Source organism: Thermorhabdus hydrogeniformans, from assembly GCF_049310025.1.
Taxonomy (GTDB): Bacteria; Bacillota; Thermosediminibacteria; order Thermosediminibacterales; family Tepidanaerobacteraceae; genus JBJYKD01.
In genome coordinates this window covers 183,085-196,829 of sequence record NZ_JBJYKD010000001.1, presented here as the reverse complement: position 1 = coordinate 196,829, position 13,745 = coordinate 183,085, and the positions used below count along the sequence as shown (strand labels likewise).

Here is a 13,745-nt window from a genome sequence, read left to right as displayed (position 1 = left end):
CCTCAGGGATACCCACCCTTTGCAATGTCTTTTTAACTTTAATAAAGTAGTGTGAACGAAACTGTGGCTCATCTACAGCGCGATCTGTTTCAGTACCTTGACACGAAGACAATAACCGTATATAATATTTATTGTCAATGACGCGGAGATGGCGGAACTGGCAGACGCGTACGTTTGAGGGGCGTATGGGTATCCCCGTGCGGGTTCGATTCCCGCTCTCCGCACCATAAAATGAAAATAAAGCCCAAAAAGAGGGCTTTTATTTTTTTCATCAGCGTTAATTAAAATGGCACATCAAACGGAGATGCATCGCATGGGCTTAAAAGAGGATATAAGAAAGTTTGCAAAAGAAATAGGTATGGACGCTGTAGGTTTTGCACCGGCGGAACCATTTTTACAGGAAAAGGAAATTTTGCAGGAGAAAAAAGCCAGGGGCCTGCTCTCGCCTTTTGAAGAAAGGGAAATCGACCGCAGGTGTTATCCCGACAGGCTTTTGCCCGGCGCCAGGACCATCATCTGTTTTGCTATGGGATACCTTATCGATCCCTTTGAACCTGAGGAAACGCTATTTCAAGAAAAAAGCCCTTACGAAAAAAGTCCCAAAGGCAAGATTTCGCGTTACGCCCGGGTAAAAGATTACCACGGTATAATGGGCAATAAATTGAATGCCGTGGTCAAGTTTATTTCAAAGATAAAAGAAGGCCGGTTCAAAATTTTTATAGATACCGGGAGTCTCTTAGACAGGGCTGCGGCACGACGGGCGGGGATCGGCTGGATTGGAGAGAACACCTGCCTTTTTACACCGGAGTTAGGCTCATGGGTTTTCCTGGGGGAGATATTAACCGATATTGAGATTGAACCCGACGAGCCGGCGAAAGACCTTTGCGGCCACTGCGGGCGCTGTATAAGGGCCTGTCCCACCGGGGCCTTGATGGCGCCTTTTCAAATAAACCCTTATCGGTGCCTCTCATACATCACCCAGATGCGGGGCTCTATTCCAGAAGAATTCAGAAAGCCCCTGGGCCACAGGGTATTCGGCTGTGACACCTGCCAGGAGGCGTGCCCGAAAAACAGGGGGGTCAGGGTCCCGCGGCACCGGGAGTTTATGCCGGAAATGCCGGTGGAAACGGACCTTCATAAGCTGGTCATAATCACCAGAAACGACTTTGAAAAAGTATTTAAAGACACCGCCGCCGGCTGGCGGGGAAGAAACGTAATCCGGCGCAACGCCGCCTGCGCCCTGGGGAATGTGGGCGGCGAAGGCTCGGCAAAAGTGCTGGAGGAATTGTTGAACGATCCATCGGAGGTAGTAAGGGAACAGGCCCGGTGGGCTCTTGAGAGGCTATGTTAAAAATCTTCATTTTAAGCCGGCAGGGCAGTCAGTCTCCGACCTCTTTTACGTTTACGGCCGGCCTGTTCTTGACCGGCATATTGAAATAAGCGGTTAACGCATTTTCTCCTAGCCGTGCCTGTAAACCACGCCGTACCCTCCGGCCGGAAAATGCCAGTCGATGTTGCCGTGGGGGCAGCCGTGGGGACAGGCGCCGCATTCCACGCACCTGGCATAGATTACGCTGATGCTTTCGGTTTTGCCGTCCCAGTAAAAAACCCTTGTGGGACAGAAATAGGTGCAGGGTTTATTTTCGCACTGCTGGCTGCAGAGGCGGGGATTTCTTAAGGAGATGTGAGATGTCCCGTCTATTTTTATTTCCACGATGTCCAGAGGATTTTCGTCAGTCTTTATGAAATTCCCCATCTAAAAAACCCCCCAGTGAAGATATCCGTAGTATATGTCCGAAAGGGTCTTGGGCACCGCCTGCAGATTTTTGATTTCACCGATGATCTTATTCAATTTCATTTCGTATGGCACAAGGTCTACCGTGAAGTATTCGTAGGCCGTGTTATTGGCGGCTTTTGACAGGAGAAAGTCCGCATCGGGGTGATGCTCGTAGTATTTTTTGGAACCCCTGCCGGCTTTAATGTCTTTCATGAAGAAACTTGTCTTAATTTTTTTGTCGTAAACGGCCATGGTGCTTTCCGAAAAATTTCCAGCGCTCTTGGCCTGGGAAGCCGTCTCACCGGCAAACCTTCCGGTGAGCATGGCAAGGTCGGTACCGCGGCGGCCGCTTACCATCAAAGCCGCGTCACCGGTCACCATTATCCCGGGAGCTGAAAGTTTTGGAATCTGCTCGTAACCGCCTTTTGGCAGTGTATGCGCCTGATACTCTACGGGTTTTGCACCCTGGATCAGCCTTTTTACAAGGGGGTGGGATTTAAACCTCTCCAGCAGGAGAAAAGGGTTTAAGCCCTTATCGATGATCTGATTTAAGTAGGCGCCCACCATTATGGACAGGCTGTCTTTGTTGGTGAATATACCCCCTTTGCCTATGGCCCCGGAGGCGGGGTAGCCTATCATGCCAAGGCTTGCGCCTTCGCCTTTTTCCAGGTTAAACCTGTCTTCTATGATTCCCGAAGGCAGCTCAAGTATTTGTTTTACGTATAGAGTCAGGCCGTCCGGCGTTATCTTCCCCCTCAGGCCGGCCTTTTCCGTCAGGTTGCCGCTAACGCCTTCCGCCAGGATTATCACATCGCAGTAAATGCGGTCCCCGCTGTCGAGCACCACACCTGAAGCCTTTTTGCCGAAAAGTGTCGACTTTTCATATATTATCTCCTTCACAAGAGTATTTGTGACGAGCCTGGCTCCTGCCTCCCGCGCTTTATCTGCAAACCAGCGGTCAAATTTCGACCTGAGGGCGGTGAATTTGTTGTAGGGGGGTTTTCCAAACTTTAGGCCCGTAAAGCCGATCTTTACCGCCGAATCGGTGTCCATGAGCCATAACTCATCGCTTACCACCGGGCGTTCCAGAGGGGCATGCTCCCAAAAGGCCGGCACCAGAACTTCAGTGGGTTCACGGTATATGGTGCCACCGAACATGTTTTTGGAACCGGGGTATTCGCCGCGCTCCAGCATCAGGACCGACATGTTATTTTGAGCCATGACAAGGGCGGCGGCACTGCCCGCGGGCCCCGCTCCAACCACAATGGCGTCGTACCTGTCGTTGCCCATAAATTCACCTCCATACAAAAAGCAGTCCTGCCGGACCGCTTTTGTTACTGGGGATTATACCAGCCTCGCTGATTCATGGCGTCAAAAATCATTTTAGCGTGCTGCTGTTCCTCGTCCTGTATCTGGCGAAGAGCGTTTCTTACGGCTTCATTGGCGGATTCCATTATGGCCGTCTCATAGTGTCCGGAAACGTATTTTTCTGTCATGAGCATATCGTTGAGTATGTCCTTATCGGCGGTAGTCCCGGCGATAGTCTGTTTTGCAGGCATCAGCATCCCTCCTCGTTTTATTTTGAGATAGACTCTGCAATTTCAAGTTTCAGTTAAGGTTTCAGTGGCTTGAATTGGGTTGGGTTCCACCCTGCTGGAGCAGCCTGGAGATGGTATCCACGTGCTGCTGCTCACGGTTGGCGAGATTCCTGAACATCGAGGCGATTTCTGTATCCTGGGCCTGATTTGCGTAATTGTTGTATTTCATCACGCAGATTCTCTCATGGCTCAATGCATCCTGCAATTGCAGTTTTTCCTTCTGGGTTAGCTGCAAAACGATCACCTCCGTTTTTAAGATTTTTTCTTTTTTATTTTTTCCTGTTGAATTTTAATTATGCCCCTGGCATAAATTGACTTATTTAAAAAACGCCGGTTGATAGATACTATTTATTGGAGTTTATTAATTTTCAAAGATGCCGCCCCCGAATGCAAAAGTCTGTGATATAATATGTAAAAGAGGAAGCCTGTAAAATTATTTGGGGATGGAGAAATGGAGCTGAAGTATAAGATATGGCTTGAAGACGGCGGAAATCAGGTCTTCGGCGACGGAGTGTATCGCCTGCTGGTACTGGTTGACAGGTACGGTTCCATAAATCAGGCAGCCCACATGGAGAAAATGTCCTACCGGCAGGCCTGGGGCAAGATAAAGCGGATAGAAGACAGGTTGAAAGTAAAGCTGCTGGACCGGCGGGTGGGCGGCGAGGCCGGAGGAGGAGCCACTCTGACGCCGGCGGGGAAAAGGCTCCTGGAAGAATACGAGCAAATTGTCAAACAGTTTGACGAACTCATATCCAAAGTTTCAAAGAAATTAGCCGAAACCCTTGAAGATGTGGTGTCGGATTGAATATGCGTTAAGATTTTAATATATCTGGCAGGTGAAACTTGTGAGAGAGGTCTACCTTGACAGCAGCGCCACGACCAGGGTATTGGAGGAAGTGGCCAAAATTGTTTTTGACGTAATGACGAAATATTACGGCAACCCCTCATCCCTTCACGCCAAGGGGATAGAAGCCGAAAAATTGGTGCGGAAGGCCAGGGAGAGCATCGCTGAGGCTCTGGGGGTAAAACACCGGGAAATATATTTTACTTCCGGCGGCACCGAGTCCAACAACCTTGCCATTAAGGGAGCGGCCTACGGTATGGTCAGGTTGGGCAGGCACCTGATCACCACAGCCATAGAACATCCGTCGGTGCTGGAGGCGTTTAAACAGCTGGAAAAGGAGGGTTTTTCGGTTACATATCTTGGTGTGAACAAAGAGGGGCTCATCGATGTGGAAGAGCTCAGACAAGCCTTAACTCCGGAAACCATCCTTGTCAGCATCATGTATGTGAACAACGAGGTCGGTTCCGTCCAGCCCATCGAGGAGGCCGCCACCGTTGTCAAACAAAATAAGAATACCATTTTTCATGTGGATGCGGTCCAGGCTTTTGGGAAAATTCCGCTGGTGCCCAATCTTAATGGCATCGACCTGTTATCTATAAGCGGCCACAAGATTTACGCCCCCAAGGGCATAGGGGCTCTTTTCATCCGGGAAAGGGTCAGGCTGAAACCGCTCTTTAACGGCGGCGGGCAGGAAGAGGGATTGAGGTCGGGCACGGAAAACGTGCCGGGGATAGCCGGACTGGGCGCCGCGGTAGAAGAAGCACATAAAAATATGGCGGCATGGTCGGCCAGGATGATGGAACTTAAAGAAAGGCTTCAGGACGGGATTTTAAAGCAAATACCCGGTACGGTTTTGAACGGGCCCGCTTCGGGCGGCGCTCCCCACATATTAAACATTTCCTTCCTGGATACCCGGGGTGAGATACTGCTTCATTCCCTGGAGTCCCACGGCATATATGTATCAACGGGTTCCGCCTGCTCGTCCCGAAAAGAGGGGAAGAGTCATGTGCTGGCCGCCATGGGCAAGAGCCCTGAGGAGATAGAAGGGGCCATTCGCTTCAGCCTGTCACCATTTATATCGCCGGAAGATATTGACTATACAGTAAATGTATTGAAAAAAGAGGTCGCCGAGATAAGAAAATTTGTCCGGAGGTAAAAAATGGAGAATCTTTATCTCATCAGTTTTGGCGAAATCGCCTTAAAAGGAGAAAATCGGCCATTTTTTGAAAGGATACTCATGCAGAGAATTAAAGGGGCTCTGCGGGGGTTTGAAAATATAAGGGTAGAAAAAACCCACGGCAGGATTTACTGCTTTGCCGACGGCCCGCGGCAGGAAGTTATCAATGCTTTAAAAAAGGTCTTTGGCATAGTGGCCATAAGTCCCGCCGAGAGCTGCGACCTTGACATGAATTCCATAAAAGACGCGGCTCTTACCATTATGAAAAAGATCGACTACAGGGGGAAAACCTTCAAGGTGGAAACCCGAAGGCCCAATAAGTCCTTTCCGCTGAAGTCGCCCGAAATAAGCCGGGAGGTGGGGGCGCATCTCTTGAGAAACCTGAAGGATTTGAAAGTGGATGTCCACAATCCGGATATCGAAGTGGATGTGGAGGTAAGGGAGAGGGCCTTTGTATACTGCGAGAGGATCCCCGGCCCCGGAGGCCTGCCGGTGGGTTCCAACGGCAGGGCCGTTCTCCTTCTGTCCGGAGGTATCGACAGCCCCGTTGCGGGATACATGGTCATGAAGAGGGGCGTGGAAATAGTGCCGGTGTATTTTCACAGCTTTCCCTTTACCAGCGACAGGGCCAGGGAGAAGGTTGTGGATTTATGCAGGGTCCTTGCGGGGTATTCGGGAAAAATGCGGCTGCATGTGGTGAATTTTACCGATGTTTTAAAGGAATTGAGCGGCAAAAGCCCCAACGAATTCCTGACCATTCTCATGCGCCGGATGATGGTGAGGATTTCCCAGGAAATAGCCGGGAAAGTGGGGGCTAAAGCTCTGGTCACCGGGGAGAACCTGGGTCAGGTGGCAAGCCAGACCATGGAAGCTCTGAATGCCACCAACGAGGTGGCCAGGATGCCTATTTTCCGCCCCCTTATAGGTTTTGACAAGGTGGAGATTATGGACCTGGCCAGAAAGATAGGCACCTACGACATTTCCATAGAACCCTACGCCGACTGCTGTTCGGTGTTTGTACCAGAGCATCCCAGGACGCGGCCGAGGCTTGCCGATGTCCATGAAGCGGAAAGCGGCCTCGACATCGAAAGGTTGACCGGGTGGGGGCTTAAAGATGTCGAAGTGATTGAAATAACAAATTAGCGACCATGCCGCGAATAGGGCAAAAATATGAAGCAGGTTTTTTCACTGAGCAGCCCTTTTTGGCTTTGAAATTATTTTCAACCGCTCGATTTTCGCCTACTTCAATTCACAATTGGTTCTGGCGGAAATGAGAGCGGTTGCTTTATTTCACTCGCTCAGGACCAGGCTGATGCGGGGCTTTTTCATGCGCCTTGCTATTTCATGCAAACCGGACCTTCTATGATTTGTCATTTCTTGACTTTTTTCTATTTCAGCTTCAATTCATTGTATAATTTTGTTTTTGAAAAATACTGGCATAGAATTTCTTAATAATAAAATTTTTTATCTCATAGTAATGTCTGTTTATATCGGGTAAATAGACGAATTATTTTAACTAAAAAAATTTATATGCGAAGCAGGATTTTATAAAAAAGTATAGAAATTAATATACAGAAAAAATTAATTAATTTAAAAAAGAACTTTTTATATTTCGGGGCCATTACTCGCGTGCTTGGGGGTGATGGATGCAGAAAAAACAGGGGTAATTTCAAAACATATTTAAATAAAAAAATTAAAGAAGGGGGTAAAAAGGTTGAAAAAGATTTATATTATCTTGATGATTTGCATGCTGCTGGCTTTAATTGTTGTGCCGGCGGAAGCAGCAGAGGAAAAAGAGTTCAGCTGGTCTATCGCCGAGGAAATTTTAGCGAAGATCTCCGATCCGGTGTTTCCCGACTATAGCGTGACTGTGCTCGACTTTGGGGCAGTACCTGATGGCAAAACATTATGTACCGATGCTTTCAAGGCTGCCATCGAACATGTCAACAAAATGGGTGGTGGTAAGGTTATTGTTCCCAAGGGCGAATATCTGACAGGCGCCATTCATCTGCTGAGCAATGTAAATTTATACCTGGAAGATGAAAATACGGTGATTAAGTTTACTCAGGAAGCCAATGAGAAAAATTACCCTCTGGTCTTGACCCGCTGGGAAGGAAGCATGTGTTATAACTATTCTCCTTTCATTTATGCTTACAAGCAGAAAAATATCGCCGTAACCGGCAAAGGTACCCTGGACGGCCAGGCTGATGCAGAACACTGGTGGAACTGGAAATCTGGTTCCAATGGACAGAACGTGCTTCAAGATGCCGGCAGAAATTTGCTGATGAAGTGGAATGATACTCGCACCCCTGTTGAAAAAAGGGTGCTGGGAGATGGCTATTATTTGCGGCCCAATTTTATCCAGCCGTATGAATGCACCAATGTGCTCATTGAAGGCATCAAAATTATCAATTCCCCCATGTGGGAGATTCATCCTGTTCTCTGTACCAACGTAACTGTCCGCGGTGTCTACATAAATAGTTCTGGGCCGAACAATGATGGTTGTGATCCCGAATGTTGTAACTATGTACTTATTGAAAATTGCTCCTTTAACACCGGAGACGATTGTATCGCTATTAAGGCTGGACGAAATGCCGATGGCCGCGAGCTGGGCATCCCCTGCCAGAACATTATAATTCGCAATAACACTTTTGCCATGGGCCATGGAGGTATCGCTATTGGCAGCGAGATGTCGGGCGGCGTAAGAAATGTGTTTGCCGATAATAATCATTTTGACAGCCCTGACCTCACGTATGCCTTGCGTTTTAAGACGAACGCCCAGCGCGGTGGCGTTATTGAGAATATCTATCTGAGAAATTCCAGCATAAAAAATGTGGACCAGGCCGTGGTTCATGGAACCATGCTTTACGAAGAAGGTAAAAATGGAAATTATTTGCCCACATTCAGAAATATCGTAATAGAAAATATCACCAGTAATGGCGGCGAATACGGCATCTTCCTTGAGGCTTTCGATGAGGTGCCCATCACAGGACTGGTGCTCAGAAATATTAACATCGACAATGTGGCAACTCCTCTGCAGGCTATGAACTGGGTGGATCCGGTTTTTGAAAATGTCACCATTAACGGAATGTCTTTCCCGCGTCCCATCGAGGCCAGGATTGAAGGTATTCCTCAAGCTGGAAATACACTAACCGCCACCTGTTTGTATCTGGGCGGGAAAGATTCTGATATTAAATACTCCTGGTTTGCTTCTGATTCGAAAAACGGCCCTTACACAGTTGTAGCAAACACCATGACATATACGCCTGGCACTAATATGACCGGCAAGTATCTGAAAATTACCGCCACCGATCCCAGCGGCAATGTAGCTGAAAGTATACCTTACAAAGTGCTTTCTGCCAGTTCTTTTAAAGATATTAAAGGCCAGTGGTATGAGCCGTATGTGAGGCGGATAGCCGCAAAGAACCTTATAGATGAAAGTGAAAAGTTCGACCCCAATGCCAATATTACTCGGATAGAGTTTGCCAGGATGCTGGCGAAACTGTGGGGTTTAACTGCACCTGAAAAAGATGTGAGTATTTCTGATATGACTCCCGGCACGCCTGATTATGACATGGTGGCGGCAGTAGTAGAAAGGGGTATGATGAAGCTGGTCAAAGGGGCCTTCAATCCAAATGGTACAATCACCCGGGAAGAGATGGCGTCCATCGCTATTAACTCGTGCGGCGTCTCATATAAGAATGCCAGCAACGCCACTCCCACCTATACAGACAGGGATGATGTTTCCGGCACCTATAAAACCGCTGTGGCACGTACCCGCTACATGGGATTGATGGAAGGTGTGGGCAACAATATGTTTATGCCTAAGGTCACGTTAACAAGAGCACAGGCTGCTGCGGTAATGGCCAGAGTTTCCGATTACGCAGGCAAATAAAATTCGGGTGAATATAAAATATTTAAACAATGAAGAGGGTTATCAAAATTTGGATAGCTCTCTTCATTATGTACCCGGCATGGGCAGTCTACCGGGCGGGCGGTTAAAGATAAAGGGCTCAGGCAAACCTGATGAAATATAATAAAAACAATGCAAGATATGCTTTTTTCTCATTCGTTAAAATAATCTATTGTAATAAACTAAAAAATTTTATATATTAGGCAGGATTTTAAAAAAGTGTGGAGAAATAATATACAGGATTAATTAATTAAATTAAAAAAAGAACTTTGAATTTACTTCATTAACTCATATGAGGGGGCGATAGATGAAGAAAAACAGGGGGGATTTTAAAAACATATTTAAACAAAAAAACGAGAGGGAGGAAATTCTATGTCATTTTTCCGTTCAAAGAGGATGGCTATCTTAATTGGTATCATGCTGGCGGTTTTTATTTTAGCCGGATGCGGCGGAGGGCAGCAATCCCAGTCAAACACAGGTCAGTCGAATACTCCGTCTGATGGAGGCAGTGCGCAAAGCGGCCAGCAGATGGTTTTGAAATTGGCCGAAAACCAGCCCGAAGATTACCCCACTACCATAGGGGACAAAGAGTTCGCCAGAATCGTCAATGAGAAGACCAACGGCAGAATAAAAATAGACGTATATGCCGGCGGCCAGCTTGGCGATGAAAAAAGCGTTATTGAAGCCGTTCAGATGGGCGGCATCGATTTTGCCAGGGTCAACGCTCAGCCCCTTTCGGATTTTGATAAAAAGTTAAGGGTTCTGTCATTGCCGTATATTTTTGACAGTGAAGAACACAAGTGGAAGGTTCTAGATGGTCCAATAGGAGAACAGCTGCTGGATTCTCTTAAGGATTCAAATATGATCGGTCTTGCTTATTACGATTCCGGCGCAAGATTTTTCTACAACCGCAAGAGGGAAATAAAGACACCCGCAGACCTGAAAGGATTGAAGATCAGGGTACAGCAGTCAGAGCTGATGGTGGGTCTGGTAGAAGCACTGGGAGCTTCCGCAACGCCTATGGCTTACAACGAAGTTTACAACGGCCTCCAGACGGGTGTAATCGACGGCGCCGAGAACAACTGGCCCAGCTACTATTCTACATCCCATTATGAAGTGGCGAAATACGCCACCCTGGACAACCATACAATGACACCTGAAGTTGTGATTGTTTCGAAGGCCTTATGGGACAAACTGAGCGATGAAGATAAAAAGATAATCAAAGAGGCGGCCAAAGCCTCTGAAGAAGTGCAGAAAAAAGCATGGAAAGAATATGAAAAGAAGTCGATTGAAGCCGTCAAAGCCAAAGGAAATATCATAACTGAAGTTACAGATTTGAAACCGTGGCAGGATGCAGTGAAACCCGTTTATGACAAGTTCGGAGCGGATTTCAAAGATTTAATTGACCAGATAAAAGCGGCAAAGTAAATGCATCAGAATAGAAAAAGGGTAGATATGCCGCCGGAAATTGCCGGCGGCATATAGAATGACATGGGGTGAAATTATGTTTGAAAAGACTTTAAACAGAATAATAGAAGTAGTGGGAGAAATTCTGCTGGTGGTTATGACTCTTATAACTACGTTTATTGTCATCACCCGATATTTTTTCAAATGGACACCGTCGTGGGGGGAAGAAAGCGCGCTTTTATGCATGATATGGTTTGGCTTTTTGAGTATGGCCATAGGTGTAAGAGACAACCTTCACCTGAGCCTTACCATTTTTGATCAGATTATGTCAGATAAAACAAAAAATGCCCTCGATTGGTTTGGAAAGATTTTAATTTTTTGCTTTGCCATTTTTATGATTGTTGAGGGCATCGCCATGTCCAAAGTTGCATCGGGAAACAGATTTACGGGGATAAGGTTGAGTTCCGCATGGTTATATGCCGCGGTGCCGGTATCGGGGGTGTTTATTGCACTATATACAGTCTCCTTAAGTATAAAGAAATTGAAAAAGAAAGAAGAAGGGAGATGAGATGACACATGAACACAATAGCCATAGTACTTTTGCTGGGAACATTTATAGGATTGATTCTGCTTAAAGTCCCGATAACATTCTCGCTCGGTATTTCATCCGTATTGACGGCTTATTATCTTCACGTACCGATGGCTATGCTTGCTCAGGCTATGGTAAAAGGAATTTATTCATTTTCGCTGATGGCAATCCCCTTCTTCATCATTGCCGGAGAAATAATGGGCCAGGGGGGGATCTCCAAACGATTGATAGCCTTTTCAAACGTAATTGTGGGCCACATAAGAGGAGGTCTTGCGCTGGTCAATGTCCTTGCCAGCATGTTTTTCGGAGGCATTTCGGGGTCGTCCGTGGCGGATAGTTCTTCTATCGGCTCCATATTGATACCCATGATGAGGAAAAAGGGATATGACAATGATTATTCGGTAGCCGTCACCATCACCGGTTCAACCCAGGGCATTTTGATACCCCCAAGCCACAATATGATAATATACGCCATGGTAGCAGGCGGGGTGTCCGTGGGGAGGATGTTCCTGGCGGGCATGATTCCGGGAATATTGCTGGGTGTTGCTTTAATGGTAATGGCGTACATCATTGCAGTAAAAAGAAATTATCCGGCGGAAAAAAGGGTTCCTTTCAAACAGGCGCTGATTGCAACAAAAGATGCCGCCTGGGGGCTGTTTACGTTCGTCATAGTGGTGGTCGGCGTCATAACAGGGCTGTATACTGCAACAGAGGCCGCCGCTGTGGCAGCCGTATACGCTTTTATTGTAACATTTTTCGTTTACAGAGATATTCCCATAACAAAAATAGGGCCAATTCTGCTGAGCAGTTTAAAAACACTGGCCATAGTAATGGCGCTTATCTCCACTTCCAATGCCTTTGGCTGGATGCTTGCATATTTAAAGGTACCTGCCCTGGCAACTCAAGCTTTGCTTTCGATATCCTCAAATAAATATGTGGTTTTGCTTGTGATAAATATTTTGCTGTTATTCCTCGGATGTATCATGGATATGGCTCCTTTGATTTTAATCACAACACCGATACTTTTACCGGTGGCCATGCAGCTGGGGATAGATCCGGTACACTTCGGCATTATTATGATGTTGAACCTGTCCATCGGGCTATTGACTCCTCCGGTAGGAAGCACCCTTTTCGTTGGATGTGCCATCGGCAATATCTCCATCGAGAAGCTTACAAAGGCAATGGTGCCTTTTTATGTAACTATGATTATAGTTTTGATGCTGATCACTTATGTGCCCCAGGTTGTAATGTTTATGCCGAATCTGTTAATGAAATAATTTAACTTAATTCGAGAAGGTGCAACAATGGCGTGGAGCGCGGAAGAATTTAATGTAAAACTGGCCAGAGTAAGGAAAATGATATGTGAACAGAACATAAAAAATTTACTGATTGAAACACAGGTAAATTTCCTATGGCTTTCCGGAGGGAGGCCTTATGTGAACAACACATCGTTAGAGGCGTGCGGAAGTTTGCTCATTACGGGCGACAAAGTCTACCTGGTTGTCAATAATATCGAAGGGCAGAGGCTCATGGATGAGGAGTTAAAAGGCCTGCCTGTGGAAAAGGTGGAATATCCGTGGTGGGAACCCTCTGGGAAGGCCGGCGTTTTAAAGGAGATATGCTCCGGTGAAAAGGTTTATACTGATACCGAGCTTGCCGATAAAATTGCAAGACTCCGCTGGAAGCTGGTCCCCCAAGAAAAGGAAAGATATAGGGAAACGGGGAAATGCGCCTCTGCCATTCTGGAAAGGGTTGCCCTGGAAATTAAACCCGGGCAAAGCGAACTGCATGTTGAGGAAAAGATTAAAGAGGCCGCCGCAAGTTTGGGATTTAACCCCTGGGTAACGCTGGTTGCCGCCGATGACAGGGCATACAAATACAGGCATCCCCTGCCTACGGAAAAAAAGATTGAAAAATACGCCCTGCTCGCAATATCAGGACACAAATGGGGGCTTATGACATCAGCCACCAGATTGATCCACTTTGGCCATCCACCGGTGGATTTGAAAAAAAGGCACTATGCTGTGCTGAAGGTCGATGCGGCTTTTATAGGCGCCACTATGCCGGGGGTGAAGGTCAAAGATATATTTGAAAGGGCGAAAGAAGTATATAAAAAAGTGGGCTTTGCCGGTGAATGGAAAAACCATCATCAGGGCGGTATGGCGGGATACAATTCGCGGGAGTTCCGGGCCACGTCATACTGCGATGTGACGGTAGAGGAAAATCAGGCGTACGCATGGAATCCCACCATTGCGGGTGTAAAATCAGAAGATACCATTTTAGTAGAAAAAAGCGGGCCTGAGATAATAACACCGTGCGTAAACTTCCCAACCGTCGATGTGGAGTATCAAGGTTTTTCGATAAAAAGGCCTGATATATTGATCAGGTAAAAATAAATATATAAATATATAAATATATTAATAAATTTTAAGGAGGCAAC

The 13,745-nt window shown here is 46.8% G+C and carries 13 protein-coding genes and 1 tRNA gene; 10 read left to right on the top strand and 4 right to left on the bottom strand.

Going from position 1 to position 13,745, the window contains the following annotated elements:
• Window positions 1-142 precede the first annotated feature (142 nt).
• Both ACKX14_RS00905 and queG read left to right on the top strand, forming a co-directional pair.
• Window positions 143-227, top strand: a tRNA-Leu gene (locus ACKX14_RS00905).
• An 86-nt stretch (window positions 228-313) separates the two neighbouring features.
• Window positions 314-1,351, top strand: coding sequence for a tRNA epoxyqueuosine(34) reductase QueG (gene queG, locus ACKX14_RS00900; protein WP_422443714.1), 1,038 nt, complete (start codon window positions 314-316; stop codon window positions 1,349-1,351).
• Window positions 1,352-1,459: 108 nt separating this feature from the next.
• Here the strand turns inward: queG and ACKX14_RS00895 are convergent, their stop codons facing one another.
• The 4 genes from ACKX14_RS00895 to ACKX14_RS00880 form a co-directional block, all read right to left on the bottom strand.
• Window positions 1,460-1,756, bottom strand: coding sequence for a ferredoxin family protein (locus tag ACKX14_RS00895; RefSeq protein WP_422443712.1), 297 nt, complete (start codon window positions 1,754-1,756; stop codon window positions 1,460-1,462).
• A complete protein-coding gene (locus tag ACKX14_RS00890) occupies window positions 1,757-3,067 on the bottom strand; it encodes an FAD-dependent oxidoreductase (RefSeq protein ID WP_422443710.1) in 1,311 nt (436 codons plus the stop codon). It lies immediately after the preceding gene.
• A gap of 44 nt (window positions 3,068-3,111) precedes the next feature.
• On the bottom strand, window positions 3,112-3,336 hold the full coding sequence (locus ACKX14_RS00885) for a spore coat protein (RefSeq protein ID WP_422443708.1): 225 nt from the start codon (window positions 3,334-3,336) through the stop codon (window positions 3,112-3,114).
• Between the two features lie 61 nt (window positions 3,337-3,397).
• On the bottom strand, window positions 3,398-3,610 hold the full coding sequence (locus ACKX14_RS00880; RefSeq protein WP_422443706.1) for a ferritin family protein: 213 nt from the start codon (window positions 3,608-3,610) through the stop codon (window positions 3,398-3,400).
• 216 nt (window positions 3,611-3,826) lie between these two features.
• Between ACKX14_RS00880 and ACKX14_RS00875 the strand changes: the two genes are divergently transcribed.
• From ACKX14_RS00875 to ACKX14_RS00840, 8 genes are all read left to right on the top strand, one after another.
• Window positions 3,827-4,180 carry a winged helix-turn-helix domain-containing protein gene (locus ACKX14_RS00875; protein ID WP_422443704.1) on the top strand — a complete coding sequence of 118 codons (354 nt, stop codon included), beginning with the start codon at window positions 3,827-3,829 and terminating at the stop codon, window positions 4,178-4,180.
• Window positions 4,181-4,220: 40 nt separating this feature from the next.
• Window positions 4,221-5,375 (top strand): cysteine desulfurase family protein, encoded by a 1,155-nt coding sequence (locus ACKX14_RS00870; protein WP_422443702.1) that lies wholly within the window; start codon window positions 4,221-4,223, stop codon window positions 5,373-5,375.
• A gap of 3 nt (window positions 5,376-5,378) precedes the next feature.
• Window positions 5,379-6,539, top strand: a complete 1,161-nt coding sequence (gene thiI / locus ACKX14_RS00865; protein ID WP_422443700.1) for a tRNA uracil 4-sulfurtransferase ThiI — start codon at window positions 5,379-5,381, stop codon at window positions 6,537-6,539.
• Between the two features lie 571 nt (window positions 6,540-7,110).
• Window positions 7,111-9,291: a glycosyl hydrolase family 28 protein gene (locus ACKX14_RS00860; RefSeq protein WP_422443698.1), complete on the top strand. Its 2,181-nt coding sequence runs from the start codon at window positions 7,111-7,113 to the stop codon at window positions 9,289-9,291.
• A 390-nt stretch (window positions 9,292-9,681) separates the two neighbouring features.
• Entirely contained in the window at window positions 9,682-10,737 is a 1,056-nt protein-coding gene (locus ACKX14_RS00855) for a TRAP transporter substrate-binding protein (protein WP_422443696.1), read from the top strand.
• 76 nt (window positions 10,738-10,813) lie between these two features.
• Window positions 10,814-11,284, top strand: a complete 471-nt coding sequence (locus ACKX14_RS00850) for a TRAP transporter small permease (protein ID WP_422443695.1) — start codon at window positions 10,814-10,816, stop codon at window positions 11,282-11,284.
• An 8-nt stretch (window positions 11,285-11,292) separates the two neighbouring features.
• Window positions 11,293-12,582 (top strand): TRAP transporter large permease, encoded by a 1,290-nt coding sequence (locus ACKX14_RS00845; RefSeq protein WP_422443694.1) that lies wholly within the window; start codon window positions 11,293-11,295, stop codon window positions 12,580-12,582.
• Window positions 12,583-12,609: 27 nt separating this feature from the next.
• A complete protein-coding gene (locus ACKX14_RS00840; protein WP_422443693.1) occupies window positions 12,610-13,695 on the top strand; it encodes a M24 family metallopeptidase in 1,086 nt (361 codons plus the stop codon).
• The last annotated feature ends 50 nt before the right edge of the window (window positions 13,696-13,745 follow it).

Bases quoted from the DNA above. Each gene is read 5' to 3' on its own strand.
- queG (WP_422443714.1), top strand. From the start codon at position 314: ATGGGCTTAAAAGAGGATATAAGAAAGTTTGCAAAAGAAATAGGTATG.
- ACKX14_RS00895 (WP_422443712.1), bottom strand. From the start codon at position 1,756: ATGGGGAATTTCATAAAGACTGACGAAAATCCTCTGGACATCGTGGAA.
- ACKX14_RS00890 (WP_422443710.1), bottom strand. From the start codon at position 3,067: ATGGGCAACGACAGGTACGACGCCATTGTGGTTGGAGCGGGGCCCGCG.
- ACKX14_RS00885 (WP_422443708.1), bottom strand. From the start codon at position 3,336: ATGCCTGCAAAACAGACTATCGCCGGGACTACCGCCGATAAGGACATA.
- ACKX14_RS00875 (WP_422443704.1), top strand. From the start codon at position 3,827: ATGGAGCTGAAGTATAAGATATGGCTTGAAGACGGCGGAAATCAGGTC.
- thiI (WP_422443700.1), top strand. From the start codon at position 5,379: ATGGAGAATCTTTATCTCATCAGTTTTGGCGAAATCGCCTTAAAAGGA.
- ACKX14_RS00855 (WP_422443696.1), top strand. From the start codon at position 9,682: ATGTCATTTTTCCGTTCAAAGAGGATGGCTATCTTAATTGGTATCATG.
- ACKX14_RS00850 (WP_422443695.1), top strand. From the start codon at position 10,814: ATGTTTGAAAAGACTTTAAACAGAATAATAGAAGTAGTGGGAGAAATT.
- ACKX14_RS00845 (WP_422443694.1), top strand. From the start codon at position 11,293: ATGAACACAATAGCCATAGTACTTTTGCTGGGAACATTTATAGGATTG.
- ACKX14_RS00840 (WP_422443693.1), top strand. From the start codon at position 12,610: ATGGCGTGGAGCGCGGAAGAATTTAATGTAAAACTGGCCAGAGTAAGG.